24 protein-coding genes and 1 other annotated feature are annotated in these 25098 nt (G+C 47.4%); of the genes, 18 read left to right on the top strand and 6 right to left on the bottom strand.

Going from position 1 to position 25098, the window contains the following annotated elements:
* Nucleotides 1-149 precede the first annotated feature (149 nt).
* Genes MHI52_RS22065 through nirB form a run of 3 tightly spaced genes read right to left on the bottom strand, consistent with a single transcriptional unit; the run spans nucleotide 150 to nucleotide 3799 of the window.
* Nucleotides 150-932, bottom strand: a complete 783-nt coding sequence (locus MHI52_RS22065) for a formate/nitrite transporter family protein (RefSeq protein WP_282320674.1) — start codon at nucleotides 930-932, stop codon at nucleotides 150-152.
* Nucleotides 933-985: 53 nt separating this feature from the next.
* Nucleotides 986-1312 carry a nitrite reductase small subunit NirD gene (nirD, locus tag MHI52_RS22060; protein WP_036615174.1) on the bottom strand — a complete coding sequence of 109 codons (327 nt, stop codon included), beginning with the start codon at nucleotides 1310-1312 and terminating at the stop codon, nucleotides 986-988.
* A gap of 57 nt (nucleotides 1313-1369) precedes the next feature.
* A complete protein-coding gene (nirB, locus tag MHI52_RS22055; protein WP_339283571.1) occupies nucleotides 1370-3799 on the bottom strand; it encodes a nitrite reductase large subunit NirB in 2430 nt (809 codons plus the stop codon).
* A gap of 275 nt (nucleotides 3800-4074) precedes the next feature.
* Here nirB and MHI52_RS22050 point away from each other — a divergent pair, with 275 nt between their 5' ends.
* Entirely contained in the window at nucleotides 4075-4782 is a 708-nt protein-coding gene (locus MHI52_RS22050; protein WP_036615169.1) for a metal-dependent hydrolase, read from the top strand.
* 241 nt (nucleotides 4783-5023) lie between these two features.
* On the opposite strand, the gene MHI52_RS22045 is transcribed toward MHI52_RS22050, so the two are convergent.
* Together MHI52_RS22045 and MHI52_RS22040 are read right to left on the bottom strand one after the other, a co-directional pair.
* Nucleotides 5024-5344: a hypothetical protein gene (locus MHI52_RS22045; RefSeq protein ID WP_036615167.1), complete on the bottom strand. Its 321-nt coding sequence runs from the start codon at nucleotides 5342-5344 to the stop codon at nucleotides 5024-5026.
* 157 nt (nucleotides 5345-5501) lie between these two features.
* Nucleotides 5502-6575, bottom strand: a complete 1074-nt coding sequence (locus MHI52_RS22040; protein ID WP_036615166.1) for a M42 family metallopeptidase — start codon at nucleotides 6573-6575, stop codon at nucleotides 5502-5504.
* A 648-nt stretch (nucleotides 6576-7223) separates the two neighbouring features.
* Between MHI52_RS22040 and spoVAC the strand changes: the two genes are divergently transcribed.
* The 17 genes from spoVAC to leuS all read left to right on the top strand — a co-directional run bounded on the left by spoVAC (nucleotide 7224) and on the right by leuS (nucleotide 24178).
* Nucleotides 7224-7727 carry a stage V sporulation protein AC gene (spoVAC, locus tag MHI52_RS22035; RefSeq protein WP_036615164.1) on the top strand — a complete coding sequence of 168 codons (504 nt, stop codon included), beginning with the start codon at nucleotides 7224-7226 and terminating at the stop codon, nucleotides 7725-7727.
* The gene (spoVAD, locus tag MHI52_RS22030; RefSeq protein WP_036615162.1) at nucleotides 7724-8740 is read left to right on the top strand and encodes a stage V sporulation protein AD; all 1017 of its coding nucleotides are present in this window, start codon (nucleotides 7724-7726) and stop codon (nucleotides 8738-8740) included. Before spoVAC ends, spoVAD begins: the two co-directional genes overlap by 4 nt.
* 5 nt (nucleotides 8741-8745) lie before the next feature.
* Nucleotides 8746-9096, top strand: a complete 351-nt coding sequence (gene spoVAE / locus MHI52_RS22025) for a stage V sporulation protein AE (protein WP_036615159.1) — start codon at nucleotides 8746-8748, stop codon at nucleotides 9094-9096.
* A 208-nt stretch (nucleotides 9097-9304) separates the two neighbouring features.
* Nucleotides 9305-10261, top strand: a complete 957-nt coding sequence (locus MHI52_RS22020; RefSeq protein ID WP_036615157.1) for a MoxR family ATPase — start codon at nucleotides 9305-9307, stop codon at nucleotides 10259-10261.
* Nucleotides 10262-10264: 3 nt separating this feature from the next.
* Nucleotides 10265-11512, top strand: coding sequence for a DUF58 domain-containing protein (locus tag MHI52_RS22015; RefSeq protein ID WP_405157626.1), 1248 nt, complete (start codon nucleotides 10265-10267; stop codon nucleotides 11510-11512).
* Nucleotides 11509-13722 carry a DUF4129 domain-containing transglutaminase family protein gene (locus MHI52_RS22010; RefSeq protein ID WP_405157625.1) on the top strand — a complete coding sequence of 738 codons (2214 nt, stop codon included), beginning with the start codon at nucleotides 11509-11511 and terminating at the stop codon, nucleotides 13720-13722. Before MHI52_RS22015 ends, MHI52_RS22010 begins: the two co-directional genes overlap by 4 nt.
* Before the next feature lie 110 nt (nucleotides 13723-13832).
* Entirely contained in the window at nucleotides 13833-14360 is a 528-nt protein-coding gene (locus tag MHI52_RS22005; RefSeq protein WP_036615148.1) for a YqeG family HAD IIIA-type phosphatase, read from the top strand.
* Entirely contained in the window at nucleotides 14357-15484 is a 1128-nt protein-coding gene (gene yqeH, locus MHI52_RS22000; protein WP_036615146.1) for a ribosome biogenesis GTPase YqeH, read from the top strand. Before MHI52_RS22005 ends, yqeH begins: the two co-directional genes overlap by 4 nt.
* Nucleotides 15485-15526: 42 nt before the next feature.
* Nucleotides 15527-16396, top strand: coding sequence for a shikimate dehydrogenase (gene aroE, locus MHI52_RS21995; RefSeq protein ID WP_282320680.1), 870 nt, complete (start codon nucleotides 15527-15529; stop codon nucleotides 16394-16396).
* Between the two features lie 82 nt (nucleotides 16397-16478).
* Nucleotides 16479-16772 carry a ribosome assembly RNA-binding protein YhbY gene (gene yhbY / locus MHI52_RS21990; RefSeq protein ID WP_017687186.1) on the top strand — a complete coding sequence of 98 codons (294 nt, stop codon included), beginning with the start codon at nucleotides 16479-16481 and terminating at the stop codon, nucleotides 16770-16772.
* Nucleotides 16773-16787: 15 nt separating this feature from the next.
* On the top strand, nucleotides 16788-17378 hold the full coding sequence (locus tag MHI52_RS21985; protein ID WP_074095918.1) for a nicotinate-nucleotide adenylyltransferase: 591 nt from the start codon (nucleotides 16788-16790) through the stop codon (nucleotides 17376-17378).
* Nucleotides 17362-17928 carry a bis(5'-nucleosyl)-tetraphosphatase (symmetrical) YqeK gene (gene yqeK / locus MHI52_RS21980; protein WP_282320681.1) on the top strand — a complete coding sequence of 189 codons (567 nt, stop codon included), beginning with the start codon at nucleotides 17362-17364 and terminating at the stop codon, nucleotides 17926-17928. The genes MHI52_RS21985 and yqeK overlap by 17 nt, the downstream gene beginning before the upstream one ends.
* Before the next feature lie 17 nt (nucleotides 17929-17945).
* On the top strand, nucleotides 17946-18293 hold the full coding sequence (rsfS, locus tag MHI52_RS21975; protein ID WP_036615136.1) for a ribosome silencing factor: 348 nt from the start codon (nucleotides 17946-17948) through the stop codon (nucleotides 18291-18293).
* Nucleotides 18290-19195 (top strand): S1 RNA-binding domain-containing protein, encoded by a 906-nt coding sequence (locus MHI52_RS21970; protein ID WP_036668546.1) that lies wholly within the window; start codon nucleotides 18290-18292, stop codon nucleotides 19193-19195. Before rsfS ends, MHI52_RS21970 begins: the two co-directional genes overlap by 4 nt.
* A 129-nt stretch (nucleotides 19196-19324) precedes the next feature.
* On the top strand, nucleotides 19325-20095 hold the full coding sequence (locus tag MHI52_RS21965) for a class I SAM-dependent methyltransferase (RefSeq protein WP_036615129.1): 771 nt from the start codon (nucleotides 19325-19327) through the stop codon (nucleotides 20093-20095).
* Nucleotides 20096-20316: 221 nt separating this feature from the next.
* Nucleotides 20317-21273, top strand: coding sequence for a phosphotransferase family protein (locus tag MHI52_RS21960; protein ID WP_282320682.1), 957 nt, complete (start codon nucleotides 20317-20319; stop codon nucleotides 21271-21273).
* Nucleotides 21274-21385: 112 nt separating this feature from the next.
* Nucleotides 21386-21655 (top strand) — a binding site (T-box leader).
* A gap of 78 nt (nucleotides 21656-21733) precedes the next feature.
* Entirely contained in the window at nucleotides 21734-24178 is a 2445-nt protein-coding gene (leuS, locus tag MHI52_RS21955; RefSeq protein ID WP_282320683.1) for a leucine--tRNA ligase, read from the top strand.
* On the opposite strand, the gene comER is transcribed toward leuS, so the two are convergent.
* Nucleotides 24159-25004: a late competence protein ComER gene (gene comER / locus MHI52_RS21950; protein ID WP_036615122.1), complete on the bottom strand. Its 846-nt coding sequence runs from the start codon at nucleotides 25002-25004 to the stop codon at nucleotides 24159-24161. The two genes, leuS and comER, sit on opposite strands and share 20 nt — an antisense overlap.
* Nucleotides 25005-25098 lie beyond the last annotated feature (94 nt).

The following is a 25098-nucleotide window of genomic DNA, read 5'->3' as shown; positions in this document are numbered from 1 at the left end:
ATGAAAGGGAAACGTACGAGAGAGTAGCAGCTTATCGACAAACAATAAAAAGCCACGATGTGTGACTGAACGTGAGTTCGGCATCCATCGTGGCTTCAGTGTGTGTAGATGTTGTGCTCTAGGCTACATAAGTGTAGTTGAATCAAGAATTATGCTTTTTTTCGTACCGGAGAAGTATACCAGTACGCCATTCCAACAAAGAGGGCACCGCCGATAATATTACCAAGCGTTACCGGAATCATGTTATGGAACCAGCCTGCCATCGTAATTGTATCCGGGTGGTTTGGAAGCAACCAGGATAAAGACAGCAAAGTCATATTGGCAACACTGTGCTCATAACCACTTGCGATAAATGCGTACAGACACCACCAGATCAGAACAAGTTTGGCGATATCTTCTTTGGAGCGAGCTGCCATCCAGATCGCCAGACAGACGAGCCAGTTACAGAGAATGCCTCGGAAGAACAACTCAGACATGGGTGCCGCCATCTTTTTGGCAGACACAACGAATAACAGATGTTCCGGCGTAGCCGTTTTGAACAGGCCGCTACCGACTATAAGTAGACTTAATAGAATTGCGCCGAGCAGGTTACCAACAAAGACGAGCCCCCAGTTCTTCAGCGTTTCATTCACTGTGGTTCGGCCTGCCAGTGTACTCATGGTAAAGAACATATTGTTACCTGTAAACAGTTCCGATCCGGCAAAGATAACCAGCGTGAGCGCGAGTCCGAAGGACATGCCCATCAACATGGTTTGCAGTGGTGACTGTGCCGCAAGGAGCGGAGCACCAATACTGAAGATCAGAACGATGCCAAGCCCTACATAGGCACCAGCCATCAAGGCAGCAACCATATATCGTGACAGGCTTGCGTTCATTTGATCCCGTTTTTTAACCGCAGCTTCAATAATTGCCTCAACACTTGGTGTATACATCACGGTTTCCCCCAACCATTATTTTGCATCAATCTTTGAACGTTTCAATGGAGTTATATTTCAATCCAGACCTGGCCGTTCTCTACCTTAACCGGATACATCTGTACTTGACCGTTGTCCGGTGCTTGCACAAGACCGGTAGTCAGGTCAATTTTCCAATCATACAGCGGATCGTACAGATAATGCCCGGACACGATCCCTTCAGCCAGTGGCCCACCCTTAGGGTGGGGGGTGTGATTATCCGCAGCGAAGATGGTACCATCCGATGCACGAAAGACAGCAAGCTGATGGTCCTTAATCTCAACTACTCTTCCGATTCGTGGCAGGAATTCTTCAACTACTCCGGCAGGGAAGTAGGTGCCTGATTGTTTTGTCGTCATCTTAAACCACTCCTTATCTATATTTAACATTCCGGCAGTATTATCTTGCGAGCTTACTTATGGGCGAGCCGATACTTCAATTCCATGGAACATTTTACTTTGGCCTTCTTCATTGCGAATCGCTTTTTGCCAAGGTTCTTCAACATGCTCAAGTGCAAATTCAATCCGCTGCATCAACGCTTTACGTTCCTCAAGGTTATCCACAACAACCGAACGAATATGCTCCAGACCCATGCGTTCCACCCACTCGGAAGTCCGTTCCAGATAGTTACCTGTCTCGCGGTAATATTGCATGATGGCTCCGCACAGTTCAATCAACTCTTCATCCGTTTTCACTTTGCACAGGGAATCAGCAAGTCTTGCTTTAATACCGCCGTTACCACCGATAAAGATCTCCCAGCCGCCGTCGTTACCTACGATACCAATATCTTTTGTACATGCCTCTGCACAGTTCCGCGGACAACCGTTGACAGCATATTTAAACTTGGCTGGCAGATCCAGACGTTCGAATTTACGTTCAATGCGAGCGCCCATGGCCATGGAATCCTGTGTACCGAATCGGCAGAATTGGGAGCCGACACATGTTTTGACTGTACGCAGCGATTTGGCGTATGCATAACCTGAAGGCATATCCAGTTCTGCCCAGACTTTGGTCAGATCTTCTTTTTTAACACCAATCAAGTCGAGACGCTGACCCCCAGTCACTTTGACTGCTTTCACATCATATTTGACTGAAACGTCAGCGATACGTTTGAGGTCCGCTGGTGTAGTCACCCCGCCATACATCCGAGGTACAACCGTATACGTTCCATCTTTTTGAATATTCGCATTCATCCGTTCGTTAACAAAACGGGATTCTTTCTCATCTTCGTGTGTGTCTGGTGCAATCATGCCAAGGTAATAGTTGATCGCCGGACGACATTTGGAACAACCTTCAGGTTGACTCCAACCCAGTACATTCATGACCTCTTTGGTCGTTTGTAATCCTTTTTCACGAATCTCGGCTACGATTTCATCTCGACCCATGGAAGTACATCCGCAGATGCCCTGTTTGGCTCCAGTACTGAAACTGTCTCCAAGTACATATTGCAGAATCTGTTCCACAACCGGTTTACACCCACCGCAAGAGCGTGTTGCACCGGTACAGGCTTTGATTTCATCAACAGTGGTAAGGCCCTGGTTTGTAATTACATCAACAATGGCTCCTTTGGTTACCCCGTTACATCCACAGACGATCTCGTCCTCGGGCATCGTTTCAACAGAGGTTGCTTTCTTATGACCGCCGCAGCCTGTACCCATGAGTGAACCATACAATTCCTCGGTCATTTCGGTTTGATTTTTAATCAGTTTCTGCAATTCGGCAGAATCCGTAATGTCACCGAAGAGAACAGCGCCGACCATTTTATTATCACGAAGCAGAATTTTTTTGTAAGTCCGTTTCCAGTCATCTTTGTGCGAAATGACGGTGTGCTCTGGGCTGTCGATGAATTCACCAGTTGAAAAGACATCTACACCCGAAATTTTCAATTTCGTGGATACAACTGAACCTTCATAAGGAGCGGTCTCCACACCGCAGATATGTTTCGCGAGAATCATGCCTTGCTCGAACAATGGGGCAACGAGGCCGTAACATACCCCGCGGTGCTCTGTACATTCCCCAACCGAGTACACATTCTCAAGTGAAGTCTGCATATAGTCATTCACGACAATGCCCCGATTCACTTCCATACCGCTTTCACGAGCTACGACCGTATTAGGTTTAATCCCTACAGCCATGACCACAAAATCAACATTCAGAACCGTATTATCTGCAAAACGAATCCCTTCAACGCGTTCGCCGCCCAGCAGTTCGGAAGTCTGCGCACCCATCTTGAACCGGATACCCTGACGTTCCAATTCAGCTTTCAACATGGCTGAAGCTTGTGGATCAAGCTGACGCTCCATCAGATCTTCCATCAGATGCACTACGGTAACTTCCATACCAAGTTGTACCAATCCTTTGGCAGCTTCAAGGCCTAGCAGTCCGCCCCCGATAACGGCCGCTCGTTTATACTGTTTAGCAGCTTCCAGCATGACATTGCAATCGGCGATATCGCGGAAACCGACAACACCTTCTTTGTCATGTCCTGGTACAGGGAGAATGAAGGAGTTGGAGCCAGTCGCAATGATGATTTTGTCATAAGGAACGCGAGTTCCATCTTCAGTCACAACTTCGTGCGTCTCGGCATCGATTCGTGTAACCGTTGTGCCTGTGTGCAGCGTAATGCCGTAATCTTCATACCAGTGAAGGTCGTTCAGTACGATATCGTCCAGAGTTTTGCTTCCTTCCAGTACATAAGACAACATAATGCGGTTGTAGTTAGGATAGGGCTCTGTGCCAAAAACGGTAATATCAAATCGCGTAGTTAATTTTAAAATTTGCTCAACGGTACTGATTCCTGCCATACCGTTACCAATGATAATGAGGTTCTCTTTTTTTCCGTTCATGTGTGTATGCCTCCTTGAATAGACGCTGTACATTACTCAAAATTTTAGTGGTTTATATTTGAAATTATACAAGTAGTTGACGACAGTTTATGTGATTTAATTCACTAATAAAGATAAAAGAGTCATAAATATAATAATGTGAGCCCCATCACAGAAAGTTATATTTATTTTCATACAAATAATAAATGCGAACTATTGTTCTTATTTTGTTTTCGTTGTAAAATCGAAACTGGGCCGTATTGTTCCCGATTTCTTCGAAAGGACGTTTTTGCATCATGATGGGAAGATCTCACCTTATTATCGGGACCGGCGTGTCGCTTTCTGTTCTGCAGTTGGCCGGTATGCCGGTGACTGCGCCGGCAGTTACGGTTGCTCTGATTGGTTCGTTATTGCCTGACATTGATGAGCCAAATTCGCTGCTGGTATCCAGAGCCTTGCCTAACAGTCTGATCAGGTTGTTACAGACGATTCTGTTGCCCACAGCTGTATTTGTGTACTTCTATGTTCATGCCAAACCATGGAACCTATTGCTTGCGATCCTCATTGCGCTTGTGTCATTCCTGCCTTCGCGTTCGCTTCGCAAAGTGTTGATGTTTGCGATTGGACTTGGACTGGTCTTTTATGGTCACGCGTTCGCACCGTGGAACTTGATTGCAGGCAGTTTGTTAATGCTCTGTACCACACTGACTCATAGGGGACTGACACATACCCTGTACGGAACCGCAATATGGGCGGGCTTGTTGTACAGCACGACCCAGCAGCAGGGTCCGGAGATCTGGGTAGCGGGAGGCACGGCATATGCGATGCATCTATTGGCCGATTCACTAACCAATCGGGGTATTCGTCCGTTACCACCGCTCAAGTGGCGCATACGGGTGAATCTGATGAGTACAGGGACCAAGCGTGGTGCCGTTGTAGAGAATGTCTGCATTGTGCTTACTCTTATTTTGGCCTGGATTGCATTCTCACCGCTATTTCTATAGCCATCCAAAAACGCCAGCCCGCATATTGTGGGCTGGCGTTTACAGGTATGCATTTCATAATGAATGGATCGTGGATCGTAATAATAACCTAGCCAATTCAGGATTGAGAAGGAGAATCAGTCAGGTCGTCAATATCGGAAGAACCAAATACAAATAAAACAACAAGAATGACAATGATCAGTAGTTCAGCGAACCCATTTCCGTCAAAGTCAGACATCACTTCAACCTCATTTCTTGGTGTTTAGGAATTGATTCTCTGTTGGAAAGCCCGTATAACGTCATTCAACGTCATATCGCCACCGATCTCATCGAGGAATTGCACCAGTTTGTCTTGATTCGATGGTGTAATATTTTGTAGCGATTTATACTGCCCAACCAGTTCAACGACCAGTGTAGCTTCTCGAAACAACGTGACCGCATCCACTCTTAACTTCCCACTTACCAGTAATGCTGCAACGATAAGTTCCAGATTTCTTCCTTTAAGGTTGCCATTGAGAAGGGTGTTTGCGGCATTTGTTTTTTTGGAACCTTTATTCGATTTTCCATTCCTTCTCACTGCCATAACAGGTCCCCCGCTGTTTGGTGTTTAATTCATCTTCCGTTATTGTATCTTATGTGTAATTCCCTATAATGTTCGGCCTATTAATCTACGTGTCTAACTGATATCGTTGTGAATATAAAAAAGAGACCTCCCGATGGATAGGAAGTCTCGTCAGCTATTACGCGTTATTAATTATGGTATTCATCGTTGTCCGATCCAGACCTTTGACCAGTTTCACGATCAGTTCTTTGGCCGCATCGTAGTCATCCGTATGAATGATGGAAGAAGAGGTATGGATATAGCGTGCGCAGATACCAACAACTATTGATGGTACACCAATGCCACTCAGGTGAACTTGACCTGCATCTGTACCACCTGGTGAGATGAAATACTGCATTTTGATCTGATTGGATGAAGCCGTATCTTGAACATATTCAACCATTCCGCGATGGGTGAACATACCCGGGTCAAAAATACGAAGCAATGCGCCTTCTCCGATATGTCCAAATGACTGTTTGTCACCTGTCATATCATTTGCCGCGCTACAGTCAAGTGCAAAGAAGATATCAGGCTGAATCAGATTGGCGGCCGTACGTGCACCGCGAAGCCCCAGTTCTTCCTGAACCGTTGCACCAGCGTAAAGTGTGTTAGGAAGTTTTTCCTTGTGCAGCGCTTCAACCAGTTCAAGTGCAAGTCCTACGCCGTAACGATTATCCCACGCTTTGGCCATAATTTTTTTCGGGTTCGCCATAGGCGTAAATTCACAGATCGGTACGATCTGCATCCCTGGATGAATGCCCCAGGATTCTGCTTCCGCACGGTTGTCTGCTCCAATATCGAGATACATGGAATTCAGATCCACAGGTTTATTCCGCTGGGACTCGTCCAGCAAGTGTGCAGGTGTAGAACCTACAACTCCGGTAATCCGACGATCCGGTGTGATGATTTCCAATCGTTGAGACAGTACAGCCTGACTCCACCATCCACCCAGTGGACGGAACTTGATCATACCTGTTTCGGTAATGCCAGTAGTCATGAAACCTACTTCATCAAAGTGTCCGGCTACCATAACTTTGGGACCGGATTCCTCCCCGCGTAATACACCAAATAGACTCCCCAGGCGATCCTGGACGAACTCATCGGTATAAGCGGAAAGCTTATCTTTCATCCAGCCGCGAAGCTCACGTTCAAAACCGGATGCGGAAGGAAATTCCGTCAACGTACGGAACATATCCATCGTTTTTTCATTCATGTGTCAACAACTCCTCTGTTGGTATGTATTTCAGGTCACAGTAGAACGGCTACCCGCCTGTTGTCCTTTTAAGATGTAGTTCAAAAAGTCTTTTATCTTTTTGAACATGCACTTTAATATGCTGAGGACTTGTTATTTAACCACTGGTCACATTACAGTATGAACCTTGCGCAAGTGATTGTCCATGTTTATGTCACGTATTTAAGGCATATTTTGGGCGCTTACCGTGTCCAAGTTTCATGACTCTATCCGCTGTAGTCGCAGTCCTGATGCCACTTCAATGAATATGAATATATGGAGGAGATGTCATCATTTTGTGAAGTTCTTTATTTCATTATTTGTTTGTCTGTTTACAGGAAGGAGCTAAATATCCAATGAAGCCTCCAGAAGAGGGCACGGAAAAAGTACTGTTTATCGTTCTTTTTATCTTGCTCGTGATTGTTCTTCTTTATTTATAGACGTATCTAAAAGTCCTCAGATCCGGCGTATTCCCATCTTGCTTTCACAACATAATCTTGTTGGAAACATATGCTGTCTGTCGCCGGATACATAACCTTCCGATTATTAACAAACAATGAATATAGGATTACACACATTGGCATTCAGCCGTAGCTTTGAACCATTTTCACATAGAGGAGGTCTTGTATCTTGCCAGCTCAATCTGCATCCGGAAGCGAAAAAAAATCGTCGTCCCTGTCCATGGATGAAAAGGAGTACAAAAAAGTCGCAAAAAAACATGAGCCGCCTCGTCCAATCCTGAAAAATTGCCTCAAAGCATTTCTGGTTGGGGGTACCGTCTGTTTGATTGGACAGGCCATTCAAGAGGCTTTTATGGCCGGTTTCGACATGACATCAAAGGAAGCTTCCAGTCCTACGGTAGCGGTCATGATTCTCATATCGGTTATTCTAACATGTCTCGGCGTTTACGATAAAATGGCTCAATGGGCAGGAGCGGGAACGGCTGTACCGGTTACCGGATTTGCCAATTCCATGTGTTCTGCTGCACTGGAACATCGTGCTGAAGGACTGGTGCTCGGTGTAGGGGCCAACATGTTTAAACTTGCTGGTTCCGTTATTGTGTTTGGTGTCGTGGCAGCATTTGTCGTAGGGATCGTTTATGCCTTTTTGGGATTTGGAGGTGGGCACCTGTGAAACGATTGGGTCGCCAGACATGGCAGTTTGAAAATCGTCCGCGGATCATCGGTAAATCCGCAGTTGTAGGACCAGAAGAAGGCGAGGGTCCACTGTCATCTGATTTCGATTATGTCTACGACAACCTCGAGATCGGCGAGAAAACGTGGGAAAAGGGAGAACGTAAACTGCTCGAACAGGCCTCCCAACTGGCTTTGATAAATGCAAATATCACCAAGGAAGAGCTTCAATTTTTTGTGGGTGGAGATCTGATGAACCAGATTATCAGCAGTTCCTTTTCAGCGCGAAAACTGGGTGTGCCTTACTTGGGTGTCTTTGGAGCCTGTTCTACTTCCATGGAAACGTTAGCGTTAGCGTCCATGATTGTTGACTCCGGAGCTGGCGATTATGTTCTTGCAGGAACGGTGAGCCACAACTGTACGGTGGAGAAACAATTTCGGTATCCGACGGAGTATGGCTCCCAAAAGCCGCCTTATGCCCAATATACCGTCACAGGAGCAGGGTGTGGTGTGGTCTCCCGTACGGGTGATGGTCCCGTTGTTACCAAAGCCACCATTGGACGCATTATGGATTTGGGCATCAAAGATCCCTTTAATATGGGTTCAGCCATGGCGCCAGCAGCAGCCGACACTATAATCTCTCATTTCAGGGATACGGGATTGGAACCCGGCTATTATGATCTCATTGTGACCGGGGATCTGGCTTCCGTCGGTCTGCCAATTACGAAAGAGCTTTTGCAAAAAGAAGGCATTCCCATGGAACAGACAGTTTTTAATGACTGCGGCCTGATGATCTATGATCGGGAGAAACAGCCTTATGTGGTTGCCGGGGGAAGTGGATGCGGATGTTCTGCCACCGTCACCTATGGTCATATTTTGAACCGGATGCAGAAGGGTGATCTTAAACGGGTGCTCGTTGTTGCTACCGGGGCGCTGTTATCTCCGATTTCGTACCAGCAGGGTGAAAGTATTCCTTGTATTGCACATGCCGTAGCCATAGAAAAGGAGGGATAAAGGTAATGCAGTTCTTGTGGGCATTTATTGTTGGCGGTTTAATCTGTGTTATCGGACAGCTTTTAATGGATGGGGTTAAACTGACCCCAGCTCATACCATGAGTACACTTGTTGTGACAGGTGCGCTTGCGGATGCATTTGGCGTGTATGACCCCTTGGTTAAATTTGCAGGTGCGGGTGCTACCATCCCCATCACAAGTTTCGGTAATTCCTTGGTGCACGGGGCATTGACGGAGTTGGAAAAAGAGGGATGGCTGGGTGTGATTACAGGGATTTTCGATCTGACTGCTGCGGGAATATCGTCAGCGATCATCTTTTCTTTTCTCGCGGCATTGGTCGTTAGACCAAAAGGCTAACATAGAATGAGGAATCTCCTTGAACATATTGCGATTCAGCAGAGGCTCCGGATAACTTTTATCCGGGGCTTTTTTGTCGTATTCATGCGAGAACTGCGGTGAATCTGACGGGCTGGAAACAAATTGTGAGTTCCTTCGAGTGTACTCGTGACTCTGGATCATGTACAATAAAAGGAAATCCGTATGCTTTTTTAGGAGGTTAGACCACATGCCTGTGCGCAAAGAGTCGATCCAAATCATATCCGCAGTTCGTTCAAATCTGGAATCCTGCATTATGGGGAAATCCTTTGAAATTCAACTTTTACTTACAGCTTTGCTTGCAGGCGGGCACGTTCTGATTGAAGACGTACCGGGAACTGGCAAAACGCAGTTAATCAAGGCATTATCGAAATCCATGCGTGGTGAGTACCGGCGTATTCAATGTAATCCTGATATTTTACCTAGTGATATTACGGGCGTATCTGTGTTCCATCCGAAGGATGAGCGTTTTTATTTCCGGCCAGGTCCTGTGATGACCAACATTTTGCTAGCTGATGAGATTAACCGGGCCACAACAAAAACCCAATCGGCTCTGCTCGAAGTGATGGAGGAGCGTAGCGTAACCGTTGATGGTGATACGTACGATCTGCCACATCCATTCATGCTCTGTGCAACTCAGAATCCAATTGATTTTGAAGGTACGTATACTTTGCCGGAAGCACAACTCGACCGGTTTATGTTGAAAATAAGTCTGGGTTATCCCGATAAGGAAATTGAGAAAATTCTATTGAAACAGCATCAGCTCGGTCAGCCTGTTGATCGTCTTGAATCCGTGACTCATATGGACCAGATCTCGGCAATCCAACAGGAGATTAAAGAAGTCTTTATCGGTGATCCGGTCATGGACTATTTGCTGGATGTTGTTCGTCAAACCCGCTCCCACCCATCTGTATTGCTGGGTGCCAGCCCACGGGCAGCCATATCGTTCATGATGGCCGTAAAAGCCTTTGCTTTCTTGCAGGAACGTGATTATGTGCTTCCGGATGATGTGAAAACGATGGCCCCTTATGTGATCTCTCATCGTATTGTGCTTCGTCCCGAATCGAGACTGGACAGTATGAGTTCCGAGGCCGTTTTGAATGCCGTACTCCAGCAAGTACGCGTGCCCGTCTCCATGGGGCAATAGTTCATGAAGCCGCTTTTGAGAACAGTCAATAGAGGGTTACGCCACCCACGCGTATGGAGCATCGCAATGGTGTGGATGTGCTGTCTGGCTTATGTTTTGTTTCAGGGCGGGAAGACATCCCTTATGCTGCTGTCGATGGTGACCCTGCTCTGTGTGTACCTTGCCATTGCTGGATTTAGCGGGGTAAGACGTGCTCAAGGAGTTCGTAGGTTATCTTCTGGTCCAGACCACGAAGAATTGCTGCATGCGGGTGACCAGGTTCAAGTACAGCTGAGTCTGACGATTCCGGGATTCCTCCCGCTTCCCTATGTTGTTGTGCGTGAAATGCTGCATCGGCATAACGGAGAATCGTGGTCGTTCAAGGAAAGTTTGATTCCCAATATGCGAGGTAATGGCCAGCTGTCATTCCAGACACCGCCACTTGAGCGGGGAAAGTATGTCTTTTCAGAAACGGAATGTGCCAGCGAGGACATATTTGGACTGATTGAACATCGAGGAAAGTTTAAGGCCAAAGGTGAGTTTCGCGTACTGCCAAGAACGGTATTTATTCCATATTGGCAACTTTACGACCGCAAATCACGGTTATCCGGCCCTCAGACGGCGTTAACCCGCTCACGGAGAGAGACCACTCAGATCAATGGTGTACGTGACTACGTATACGGAGATCGACTTTCCCGCATTCACTGGAATGCAACGGCAAAGACAGGGAACTGGAAGTCCAAGGAGTTTGAACATGAGTCTGTGCCCAAAACCATTCTGGTTCTGGATGCGCTGGCATCAAGTTATGAACATGGGGATGCATTTGAAATTGCCGTTTCCACGGCTGCCTCTCTGCTGGAGTATGGTGTCAGGGAACGAATGGGGATGGGATTGTTGACATTGTCAGACCAGACATCCTTCATGGCCCCCAGTGAAAGTCTGATGGAACGACAGAAGATGATGCATCATCTGGTGGATATTCAATATAACGGTCAGGATACCCATCTGTTACCCGGCGTGGAAAGAATCGCACGTCAACTGCCTCAGGGAGCTTACTTTGTCGTGATTTCTCCCCAGAAGGATGAAAAAATAATGGAACTGTTGCGCTGGGCCGATACGCGGGGCATGACGCCATGTCATATTCTGATCGATACCAGTGAATCTCGCCGGAGTGCCGAGTGGAATGCCATGTTGCGTGGAAGAGGCACGAGGTCATTCACTGTTTCTCACTTGCAGGAGCTTCCAACGGTGATGGGGGGAGGTTCTGTATGAGTACAAAAGGAAATGAAAGTGTTACAGGCAAACGATCCTGGTATCATGCAGCGTCATTGCTCTGGATTTTCCTGATTGGAATGCAGTGGATTTCATTTACGCAGGAATCGTGGTACACGGAGACAACTTCTCTGGTGTTATGGACACTTGCAGCGGTCAGTGTACTGGAGGTCATTCTGCCCTTCAAAACGATCTATCGGGCGATCATCAAGGCGGTCGTTGTTGGTTACATTTTGCATAAAACGCTAATTGATTATACGGTATACATCCCTTATGGCTCTTTAACGGACCGAGCGGAGCAATTCATATTACACATGACGCCGTACATCTGGTTCTCCCTGTGTGCATGGGTGATGCTTGAAGCTGCGCTTCGACTCGTGACCACCACACGTCGTATTCTTGTTTTTTTGGGTGTTAACATCATTTCGATGGGGATTCTCGATTCTTTCACTCAGATTCCACTCTGGATTGAAATCGCGTGGGTGATGTTTGCGGGGATGGGATGGCTCGTATGTCAGCATTTCCGTAACTATCAGCTACAGTATCCACAAGGTTGGAAACGAATCATCCGGTATCCTTATAAAGTCCTGGCCAATATTGCCATTATCTTTTCTTTGATTATTGTAGCCAGCGTTAATATGCCTGAGATTCCACCCACCTTGACGGACCCATATACGGCATGGCGTAACTATACCGGAACTTCCACAAGTCAGGCTGGTAACGGAAACCTTGATATTCCCGCGGCTACCGAATCGGGATACAGCAGGGAAGACAATCAGCTTGGTGGAGGATTCAACTTCGACTATACCCCTGTCATGTCTGTCACGACCAATGAGCGTAGTTACTGGCGCGGTGAGACACGTGCAGAGTATACAGGCACAGGTTGGGATGACCGTGGACGGGGTACGACAGAGAATGTTCAAGCCGGACAGCCTCTGGAGAACCAGGAATCGGGTAATGTGAATACCAAACAAGTGACTCAGAATGTAACGATGCTGAATGATAATGTCTATCCGATTCTCTTTGGTGCTTATTCGATCTCGGAAGTGAGCTCAATTAATGGTGAGGACAGAACGGAACGGATGTTGTGGAATGCTGAACAGGCTGAACTGCATGTGGTGACAGACCGTCAGCAACCACAGTATCCCAAGACGTATACTATCGTATCGGAAGCACCTGTGATTGTGGAAGATGAGCTTCGTACGAAGTCATTTGAAGATCTGTATAACAGTAATCCGGCAAATGATATGTACTTGCAGTTACCATCCCGTTTCCCTGACCGGGTTTCGAATCTGGCAGCCGAGATAACGGCATCTGCGAATACTCCGTATGAAAAAGTGGCATTACTGCAAAACTATTTACAAACTAATTTTGAATACACAAACAATCCGGATTTATCTCGAAAAGTAAGCAACGACTTTGTGGAAGGTTTCCTGTTCGATATTATGGAAGGCTACTGTGACTACTTCTCCACTGCGCTGGTGATGATGGCGCGCTCGGAGGGCATTCCTGCAAGGTGGGTTAAAGGTTATGCGCCTGGACAATTGTCCCTGAATTCGGACATGCAGGCCCCGCGTCAACCTGGTGCGGAGATTGAGACGACCTACACCGTTACCAATGCAGATGCACACTCCTGGGCAGAGGTTTATTTTGGTGAGTATGGCTGGATTCCTGTTGAAGCAACGCCGGGCTTTGATATGCCGCTGCTGACGGAACAGCCTGATGTACAACCTGTAGATGAGCCTGAAGAAGAGCCAGAAGAGGAGCCGGTACAAGAGGAAGAGCAGACTCCTGCACCTGAGCAGACATCGTCTGCCATCCCGACTTTTGTTATCTGGGCTGCAGGAGCCATTATTGTATTGTGGGTAGCCTATATGTTCTGGCGTAATCGTTTCTCTATGCGATTCTTCCTGCTTCGTTTACGGACAGGTGGACCGCTCACCCCTGAACAGAAGGTAGTGGCAGAGACCGAGCGTTGGATTCAGTATGTGAAACGCAAAGGGTTGACCCGGAGCGGAGACGAGACACTTCGTGAATCGGTAGCCCGCTGGATCCAGGCAAAACCTGCTGCAGAAGCAACATTGTATGAGCTTCTCACGAAGTTTGAACAGACTCGTTACAGTCCGGCGTCCGTAACTGCCGACGACTGGAAGGGCGTCTATCAGACCGCCTTGAAGCTGCGGAAGGAACTGAAAGCGGAACGGGCATAGTTGTTGCCCGTCCCGTTTTTCCTTTTTTCCTATGCCATCAGGCGCTGTATGCATTTTCAGGAAAGACGGATTTGTGATATAGTGTGTCGTATGAAACTGAGGTGACTTCTTTGTTTAAAATGTTAATGCCCAAGCTGCGTGTAGACACGGTTTTTGACATTAATCTGGAAGAGCTGTACGCTCAAGGCTACCGTGGAATTATAACTGATCTGGATAACACACTCGTTGGAGCCAAAGCCCCTGACGCTACGCCCGAACTGATTGAATGGTTTGCACGTGTGAAAGAGGCAGGTTTCAAGCTGATGATTGTGTCCAATAACAATTTGAATCGTGTATCCCTGTTTGCGACCCCGCTGGATATCCAGTTTGTGCATAGTGCACGCAAACCATCGAATGTACCGTTTCGTAGAGCAATGAAAATGATGGAGTTATCTCCTGAAAACACGATTGTAGTAGGCGATCAGATGCTTACGGACGTTTATGGAGGGAACCGAATGGGGTTATATACCGTTCTGGTACTGCCAATCTCCATTGGGGACGAAGGTTTTATGACCCGCTTCAATCGACGCGTGGAACGGATTGCTCTAACGAGTTTACGCAGGAAAGGCTTATGGCTTGAGGAGGAAAAGAAGAAATGACAGAACCGCATAACGGCAATCTTGCCGTAAGGTGCAGCGGATGCGGCGTGCATCTGCAAACAGAAAATTCGGAATTACCAGGGTTTATCCCCGAGAAGGCATTGGATCGTGAACCGGTTATATGCCAGCGCTGTTTCCGCATCAAAAACTACAATGAGTCATCATCCGTTACGGTGGATCAGGACGAATTCCTGGCGCTACTTAGCAAAATCGGGGATAAGGATGCACTTGTCATCCATATCGTTGATTTGTTTGACTTTGATGGCAGTATTATCTCCGGTCTGCAACGTTTTGTAGGCAACAATCCGGTATTGCTTGCTGTGAACAAAACGGACTTGCTTCCGAAAGTAACTAACTGGAACAAGATTCGCAACTGGGTACAAAAGCAAGCCAAAGAACAGGGTTTGCGTACAGTGGACGTAGTCTTGTGCAGTGCAAAGCAAAATCAGGGCTTCGACCGTCTGCTTGAGCTTGTAGGAACATATCGCGAAGATCGTGACGTGTACGTGGTAGGCGGTACCAATGTGGGTAAATCCACACTGATTAACCGTCTAATCCGTGATTACAGCGATCTGGAGCAGGAACTGACCACATCCCGTTATCCGGGAACAACGCTGGATATGGTGAACATTCCGTTGGATGATGGAAAATATATCATTGATACGCCTGGAATCGTGTATCCATGGCGTTTCAGCGAGATTGTTTCACGTAAGGACCTCGCTGCCATCATGCCGGAAAAACCGCTTAAACCCGCTGTGTATCAGTTGAATTCCGGTCAGACGCTGTTCTTTGGCGGCATGGCTCGATTTGACTTTGTGGAAGGTGATCGCCAGTCGTTCACTTGTTTTATCAGCACTGCGCTTGATATTCACCGGACGAAGCTGGAGCGTGCAGATGATCTGTACCGCGACCATCTGGGAGAATTGTTGTCTCCGCCAACCCGTGAGGATGCAGCAGAGATGGCTGAATGGACCAGACATGAATTCCGCATCAAACGCGGCAGTCAATCGGATGTATTCATCTCGGGTCTGGGCTGGATTAAGGTTAATGGCGATATTGGAGCGCTTGTTGCTGTTCATGCTCCAAAAGGCATTCGTGTACAGATCCGCCCATCCTTGATCTAATAATCTCAGAAGCTGTACATCAGATGGATCGGAGGCGGACCTATGTCTGAGCAGAACAAATTCAACTCTTCAATTCCCGTGTTGCTTGGTGTTATGGGTGATCCTATTGCTCACTCCAAGTCTCCGGCAATGCACAATGCGGCTCTGCAGGCTGCAGGAGTGAATGGAATGTATATGCCATTGCATGTTCATCCGGATCAACTGGAAGCGGCCGTTCGCGGAATTGTGGCACTGGGCTATCGTGGTGTTAATGTGACCATCCCGCACAAAGAGCAGGTGATGCAGTATCTGGATGTGATCGATGAAAGTGCTCGCCTGATTGGTGCGGTGAATACCATCGTTAATGAAGGTGGAACACTGACAGGGTACAATACGGATGGTATTGGTTATGTCCGATCGTTGAAGGAAGAGGCTGTGCCTGAGCTTGCGGGCAAACGTATCGCTGTCCTGGGAGCAGGTGGAGCAGCGAGAGGTGTCATATATGCACTTGCACTGGAGAAGCCTGAACGGATCCACATTCTGAACCGTACAGCGGACAGGGCTATTACACTTGCTTCGGATTTACGAGGCCATGGCTTGGGAGAAATCTCGGGCAGTGGCATGGAAGACGCTACAACGGTACTGGCTACGGCTGATATCGTGATTAACACAACGGCTGCCGGAATGCATCCTCATGTTGATGACGTACCAGTTGATCCTGCACTGATCCGTGAAGGCGCAGCGGTGAGTGATCTGATCTACAATCCGCAGGAGACCCGTCTGCTTCGAGAGTCGCGGATACGAGGATGCACGGTGCACGGTGGTCTGGGTATGTTTGTATATCAGGGCGCAGTGGCCTTTGAACATTGGCTCGGCATTCCCGCTCCTGTGGAAACGATGAGACGTGCCGTACTAAACAGTTTTGAAGTGTGAAAATAATAATTGAATGGTCAGGTCCGGACAGTTTTTGCGCTGTCGATCAGGGCCTGCTCAACATAAGGAGTATGGAGTATTCATGTTAAACGGTAAACAAAAGCGCTTTTTGCGGTCACAGGCACATCACCTGACCCCTGTATTTCAGATTGGTAAAGGTGGAACCAACGAGCACCTGTTCCGTCACATCGAAGATGCGATTGAGAAGCGCGAATTGATGAAAGTGCAAGTGTTGAACAACAATGACGAGGACAGAAAAGAGATGGCAGAAGAAGTTGCCCGTGAAACGGGAAGTGAGCTTGTACAACTCATCGGTAACACAATCATCCTGTACAAAGAATCTCGCGATAACAAACAAATCGAACTACCTAGATAAGGGAGCGTGACGCAGGTGAAGATCGGCATCATGGGTGGTACGTTTGATCCGATCCACATGGGACACCTCCTGGCAGCTGAAGCGGCAAGGGATTCACATGCACTGGATGAGATCTGGTTCATGCCTTCCCATGTTCCACCTCACAAACGCGGAGCCGGAGCTTCGGGACAGCAACGTCTCGATATGACGGAAGCGGCTGTGAAGGGTGTGCAGCAATATGAGGTGCTGGGTATCGAGATGGAATTGGGCGGAGTGTCTTATACCATCGATACGATGAAGGAACTGTGGCGTCGCCATCCTGAACATGAATTTTATTTCATTATCGGGGCGGATATGGTGAACTATCTCCCCAAATGGGAGCAGATTGAAGAGCTTGCAGAACGCTTAACCTTTATCGGAGTTGGTCGGCCGGGCTTCCAGTTACATCTGGATGATTTACCAGACGAGTTACAGGATCGGGTCCTGCTGGCCGAGATGCCCTTGGTCGATATTTCATCGACAGCCGTACGCAGACGTCTGGCCAAAGGTCATTCGGTACGCTTCATGATTCCTGATGAAGTGCACCAATACATTGTAAGGAGCGGTTTATATGGCACTAAGCCGTGATGAACTGATTCAAGCCGTATCCGGACAAATGCCGGAAAAACGCTGGAAGCATACACTGGGTGTAATGGAATCGTCAGTGATGTTGGCTGAAAAATACGGTGCTGATCCTGTGAAAGCAGATCTGGCAGCGATATTGCATGATGTGGCGAAGTACTGGCCCGTAGCGGAGATGGAAGCGGTCATCCGTGATAACGGGTTAAACCAGGAACTTCTGCAGCATGACAAGCAACTCTGGCATTCCGAAGTCGGTGCTTTTGTAGCCAAGCGTGATTACGGTGTGGAAGATTCCGAAGTTATTAATGCCATCCGGTGGCATACCTCGGGTCGGGTAGGCATGAGCTTGCTGGACAAAGTGGTATGTCTTGCCGATTACATTGAACCGGGACGAGATTTCCCGGGAGTGGATCACATTCGCGAACAGGCTGAACGTAGTCTGGAGGAAGGTTTAATTGCCGGATTCGATTCGACGATCAGCTTGCTGATCTCGCAACGACGTGTCATTTATCCTTTGACCATGTTGTCGCGGAATGACTTAATTGCACAATTATAGATTATGGAGGTTGGTTCATGACAGTATCATCGAAAGAACTTATGAATATGGCGGTTGCTGCCGCTGACGACAAAAAGGCATCCAATATTGTAGCGTTGGATCTAATTAATGTTTCTCTGGTGGCAGATTATTTTGTTATTTGTCACGGGAATTCCGATACACAGGTACAAGCCATTGCCACTGAAATTCGCAAACAGGCTCATGCAGCTGGAGCGACGATCAAAGGTATCGAAGGTATGGATTCCGCACGTTGGGTATTGATGGACATGGGCGATGTTGTTGTTCATATCTTCCACCGCGACGAGCGTGAATACTACAACATTGAACGACTATGGTCTGATGCCAAAGTGGTGGAAACTGTATGAGTTTGATTGCTGGAACAGTCGTCTCTTTGCCGGTTTCACGTGAAGTGTCTCCGTTTGGCTTCTTTTTGACGACAGGATCGGAAGATGTACTGCTTCACTACACCGAGTTAACACGGGATATTAAAATTGGAGAGACGCTTGAGGTATTTGTATTCTTTGATACAGAAGATCGTCTGGCCGTAACGATGAAAAAGCCTTATCTCATGCTTGGCGAAATGGCACGACTGGTTGTGGCAGATGTTCACCCACGACTAGGCTGTTTCCTGGAAATGGGCCTTGGACGGCAATTGCTGCTTCCTATTCGTGAATTGCCTGAACTGGAAGAACTGCGTCCTCAAGTGGGGGATGAAGTCTTTGTAATCATGGAACATGACAAGCAGGGACGTCTGCGTGCCAAATTGGCCGGGGAACGTGAGCTTTCACCATTGTCTTTCCATGCTCCAACTTCATGGTTAAACGAGTGGGTTGAAGCGACGGTATACAAGCCACTGCAGATGGGTACTTTTGTACTTGTAGAGGGCGGTGTACTGGGCTTTGGCGCGATTGGTATGATTCATTCATCTGAACGCAGTCATATGCTGCGTCTTGGTGAGAAAGTGAAATGTCGGGTGACACTGGTACGTGAAGACGGACGTGTGAATCTGGCCATGACTCAACTCAAACAAGTTGGACGTAACGAAGATGCAGACAAGCTGCTCGCCTTTATGAAAGAGCGTCCTATGGGCGGCATGCCTTACTCGGATGCAACTCCGCCGGATATCATCAAGCAGCGCTTTGGCATCAGTAAATCTGCTTTCAAGCGTGCCTTGGGCAAATTGATGAAGGACGGACTGGTGGTTCAAAAGGAAAGCTGGACGTATCTGTCCGAATCTGCTCCTGCGGATCAAAGTGAAAACAAGTAATCTTCCTGATTAAATAGTTGTAATATGGAACTTGGATAAGGCAGGGATAGGCTGGGTAAACACCGGATGCCCCTGTCTTTTCTTTTGTTAGCAGGATTGGAAAATGAAATTGAAAGTGCGGTGCCTGACATGTCTTACCGGAAATTTGCGTATGTGTATGATGAATTAATGGAAGATATGCCTTATCCGGACTGGATAAGGTTTGCAAGAACAGCATGGGAAAAGCATGGAATGCCCAAAAGTGTCGCTGAACTTGGCTGTGGAACGGGCTCCATTACGATCCCGCTCGTGAACTCCGGTTTCGAAGTTACAGGCATTGATCTCTCATCAGATATGCTGTCGGTTGCACGCAGCAAGATGGAGGCTACGCCTCAGGGTCATCGCTTGTATCGCGAGGGCAGTGTCCGTTGGGTGCAGCAGGATATGCGGGAATGGCGAGTTCCGGAACCTGTGGATTCGGTGATATCTTTCTGTGATTGCGTCAATTATTTGCTTGAACAAGAAGATGTCGTTCGAACATTCCAGCGGACATACGAAATGCTGAAGCCTGGTGGAACGTTCCTGTTTGATGTGCATCATCCCAATACCCTTATTCGTTATGATGAGGAGCAGCCTTTTGTACTGGATGAGCGCTCCGTATCTTATATTTGGACTTGTGATCTGGACCAGGATCGCTGTGAGATTGAGCATCATCTCAGTATTTTTTCGCGTGTGGATGATGGTAGCAAGGATATGTACCAGCGGTTTGAAGAAGTTCATGTCCAGCGTGCATATAACCCGGACTGGATGAAGCTTGAGTTGTCCAAGGCAGGTTTTAGAGACGTGAAGGTATATGCGGATTTTGAATGGAAAGAGGCCGGAGACAGCGCACAGCGCTTGTTCTACGTGGCTGTGAAGTAAGAGCGAATAATGAGAACTGTCCTTATGGTGCATAAGGGCAGTTTTTTGTTTGATTTTTTATGGAGAATGAATAGCAATAGTCTTAAATAGGATAAAGGAATGCAAGAAAAGACATAATCACGTGACAAAAAGTATTGCCAGTTAAAGTAAAGGAGGCGATAATAGTCGGATAGAAAGCGTTTTCTGAGAAGATAAATCAATTGTCAATGTGAGGTGTAAAAATGGAAAGTACATATAAAACAAGACTTTCGTCAGAACAGTTGAATGCCATAATAGAGCAGCATTTCTCTGCAAGTATACAGGACTACAAGGAAATGGTGGATGGCTGGGCCAATCATGCATATCTCATTAAACTGAGTGACGCACAGCGAGTGGTACTCAAAATTGCACCGTCAGCTTCGACAAATCTGATGCGCTGTGAACAGGATCTCATGATTGCCGAAGTTGAGGCACTACGCCTCATTACGGAGCTACAGGATGTTCCCGTACCCCAAGTGTTGGCTTATGATGATTCGTTAACTATGGCTTCAGCGCGTTATTTTATCATGGAGTACATGTCTGGAGCGCCCTATAATCAGGTCAAGGATCAATATTCTGCGGAAGAGCAGGGAGTCATTGAACACCAGCTGGGTCGGTACAATCGTCGAATTAATGAAATCAAGGGTGAGAAGTTTGGATATTTCTCGGAGCAAAAACAGCGATATTCCACATGGAAAGAAGCATTTATGAATCTGATGGATGACATTCTTACCGACGGAGAAGAAGCCGGGATTACATTTTCGATCGATTACCCTGAATTGAGACGCCTGATTGAAGAGAAATCGGATGTGCTGGACGATGTCAAAGAACCTGTGCTTATCAGTTGGGATCTGTGGGATGGCAATGTACTAGTGGACGCGGGTCGAATCACAGCGATTATTGATTTTGAACGTTCACTGTGGGCAGATCCTCTGATGGAGCATTATTTCAGTCATTTTAACTATACGCCTGGTTTTGTGAAAGGGTATGGGCATGAGATTACGACTGAAAGTGAGCTGAAAAGAAGAAGTCTCTATGACTTGTACTTTGATCTGGTGCTGCGCATTGAGTGCGCTTATCGTCAATATGATAATCAGGAACATGTGAATTGGACCATTCATAATCTGGAGGAAGGCATTGAGCGTTTTCGGTTATCCTGAACAGCAACGAGTATTATTGAACGGTACGAACCGTGTGACTTAAAAGGGTGATTATAACGTGTAATATTGACTTTGTGCTTGCTTTTTTATATAATGGTCCCGATATTGTATACATATTTCGATGATAAGGATCAGTAGTAATTCCTGTACATAACAGAGAGCCGGCGGTTGGTGCAAGCCGGTTGACAGTGATTTGCGAACTCGCCTTGGAGAAATGCGGTGATTACACCATTCTGTTTAACCTGCTTGTATAAAGCTTGGGTTCAGGAATGGAAATCCGCATCGGTTAACCGCCGTTACAGGTCCAAAGGGAGTGGATGACGAAGCACGTTCGTCCGCTAACTAGGGTGGTACCACGGGAATTCAACCTCTCGTCCCTAGCGCTGCAAACGCTACGGGATGCTGAGGTTTTTTTGTTGCAATTAAAGCTAAAGTGAATAACCTGAAGGAGGAACAATAGATGAGTGAGAATAACCAGCCGAAACACGGCTATCAGCCACAAGTCATGGAAAAAAGTTGGCAGCAATATTGGGATGCAAATAAAACGTTTAAAACGGGTGAGGACCCTGCTAAACCGAAATTTTATGCACTGGATATGTTCCCTTATCCATCCGGTTCAGGTCTGCACGTAGGTCACCCGGAAGGATATACGGCAACGGATATCGTTTCCCGTTACAAACGTATGCGCGGTTACAACGTATTGCACCCCATGGGTTGGGATGCTTTCGGTCTGCCTGCTGAGCAGCATGCACTGGATACAGGTGAACATCCACGGGATATTACATTCCGTAATATTGACAATTTCCGTCGCCAGATCAAATCGCTTGGTTTCTCCTATGACTGGGATCGTGAGATCAGCACAACGGACCCTGAATACTATAAATGGACGCAATGGATCTTTATTCAGCTGTACAACAAAGGTCTGGCTTATGTGGATGAAGTTGCAGTTAACTGGTGTGAAGCCCTTGGAACGGTACTTGCTAATGAAGAGGTTATTGATGGCAAGAGTGAACGCGGAGGACATCCGGTTGTACGCAAACCGATGCGTCAATGGGTTCTGAGAATTACCGAGTATGCAGAGCGTCTGTTGGAAGACCTGGAAGAGTTGGATTGGTCTGAAAGCATCAAGGATATGCAGCGCAACTGGATCGGTAAATCGACAGGGGCGGAAGTTGTATTTGCCATTGAGGGTCGCGAGGAAGTTATCAAGGTGTTCACTACCCGTGCGGACACATTGTTCGGTGCGAGCTTTGCAGTACTGGCTCCGGAACATGAGTTGGTAGAAGCAATTACAACCGATGACCAACGTGAAGCTATTCAGGCTTATCAGGAGCAGGCTTCTCGTAAGAGTGATCTGGAACGTACAGATTTGGCCAAAGACAAAACAGGTGTATTCACTGGCGCTTATGCAATCAACCCTGTTAATGGTGCAAAACTGCCGATCTGGATTGCTGATTACGTTCTTGCAGGTTACGGTACAGGTGCGGTTATGGCAGTTCCGGGTCATGATGCACGCGACTGGGAATTTGCTAAGCAGTTCGGTCTGGATATCATCGAGGTTATTCAAGGTGGAGACGTTACACAAGAGGCATTTTCAGGTGATGGCGCGCATGTGAATTCCGATTTCTTGAACGGACTGAACAATGAAGAAGCGGTTGCCAAGATGATTGATTGGTTGGAAGAGAACGGTAAAGGACAAGGAAAAGTAACCTATCGTCTGCGCGATTGGCTGTTCAGCCGTCAGCGTTACTGGGGTGAGCCAATCCCGATTCTGCATCTGGAAGACGGAACGATGAAGACCGTACCGGAGGATCAACTTCCACTGCTGCTGCCTGATATCGACCAGATCAAACCTTCGGGTACAGGAGAATCACCACTGGCGAATGTTACGGAGTGGGTGAATACGATAGATCCGGAAACGGGAATGAAGGCACGTCGCGAGACCAATACCATGCCACAATGGGCGGGTAGTTGCTGGTATTACCTGCGCTTTATCGATCCGCACAATGACATGGAACTGATCTCCAAGGAGAAACAGCAGCAGTGGCTGCCAGTTGATCTGTACATTGGCGGAGCAGAGCACGCAGTACTTCACTTGCTGTACGCTCGTTTCTGGCACAAAGTGCTGTATGATCTGGGTGTTGTGGAGACTAAAGAGCCTTTCCACAAACTGGTGAACCAAGGTATGATCCTGGGTACCAATAATGAGAAAATGAGTAAATCACGTGGTAATGTCATTAATCCGGATGAAATCGTCAATGAATTCGGTGCAGATACATTGCGTCTGTACGAGATGTTCATGGGACCATTGGAAGCGACAAAACCGTGGAATGCAAACGGGGTTGAAGGCATGCACCGCTTCCTGTCACGTGTATGGCGTCTCTTCATTAACGAAGACACAGGAGCCATCAATGACAAGATTACGGTGGACGGTGGAACGGATGAGTTCAAACGGACTGCTCACAAAACGATCAAAAAGGTTACGGATGATCTGGAACATCTGCGCTTCAACACATCCATCAGCCAGCTGATGATTTTCATCAACGATGCATACAAAGCAGACACACTGCCTCGTGAAGCGATGGAGAAATTTGTGCAGCTGTTGTCACCACTGGCACCGCATATGGCAGAGGAACTGTGGAGCCGTTTAGGTCACGAAGGTGGGATCTCTTACGTGGCTTGGCCTGAATATGATGAGTCCATGACAGTGGATGCGGAAGTAGAAATCGTTGTTCAGGTAAATGGTAAAATTGTAACTCGTGCTACGATCGCGAAGGATCTGGATGCACAGGGTATGCAGGACTTTACGATGGAGCTGGCACCTGTTAAGCAGGCGCTGGAAGGCAAGACCATTCGCAAGGTCATTGCCGTTCCAGGCAAACTCGTTAATATTGTTGCCGGTTAATCTCACCGGCTCGGAATAGTTCATCCAGCTTTAACAAATCTTCATCATATTTGTCATGTGTCGTGTGGATCAGGCTGTCGAAAACGCCGTCAAGACTAACCTTCAGCAGTGCAAGTGCCTGAGCGGTAATACCGCCAGGTACAGCGACACGAGCCTGAAGCTCTTGCGGGGTGTATCCTCCTTCGGTGAGAAGCTTGCCTGTTCCCAGGAGCATTTCGCCAGCCAGAGCGCAGGCATCTGCCCTTTTAATGCCTGTCAGCTTCACTGCACTTTCGATCCACTGTTCCAAAAAGAACGATATGAATGCAGGTCCGCAGCTGGAGAAGTCGGATGTGATTCGTGTACAGGCTTCATCCACTTGGTACGGCCTGCCTATATGACTGAGCAGACTTTCCAACACAGCGCGGTCTTCACTGGTCATTCGTTCGCCATGTATGCAGAGGGATGCTCCACTCCCGACTTGGTGTGTGACACTGGGAATTACTTTGGAGACTTTGCAAGGAAGTGAAGATTCCAGATGTCGCAGCTGCACGGGACTGGTGATCGAGACAATTATATGATTGGGATTCACGACAGGCAGGATGTCGTCAATAACATGTTTGAATTCAAGCGGCTTCACGCACAGGAAGATGATGTTGCTTCGGATTACCGTTTCCCGATTGCTCTGGGATTCATGCAGACCGGGGTAACGGAGGGATAACTGACGTACTTTGGACGGGGTTCGATTGCTGGCCGCGATCTGCCGGGGCTCAAGTGCACCCGATTGGATCAGGGCATAGATTAGCAGGCTGCCCATGCTGCCGGTTCCGATAAATCCAACCTTCATTGTTTCAGGCCTCCTTTCATGCTTTACGGTACTGGCGCAGTTCATTCCCTCTATTCTATGCGTGAGGACCTGTTTCACATGACATGAAAAATGC

The organism is Paenibacillus sp. FSL H8-0283 (assembly GCF_045040675.1).
Taxonomy (GTDB): domain Bacteria; phylum Bacillota; class Bacilli; order Paenibacillales; family Paenibacillaceae; genus Paenibacillus; species Paenibacillus amylolyticus.
This window is presented reverse-complemented; position numbering and strand designations above follow the sequence as displayed.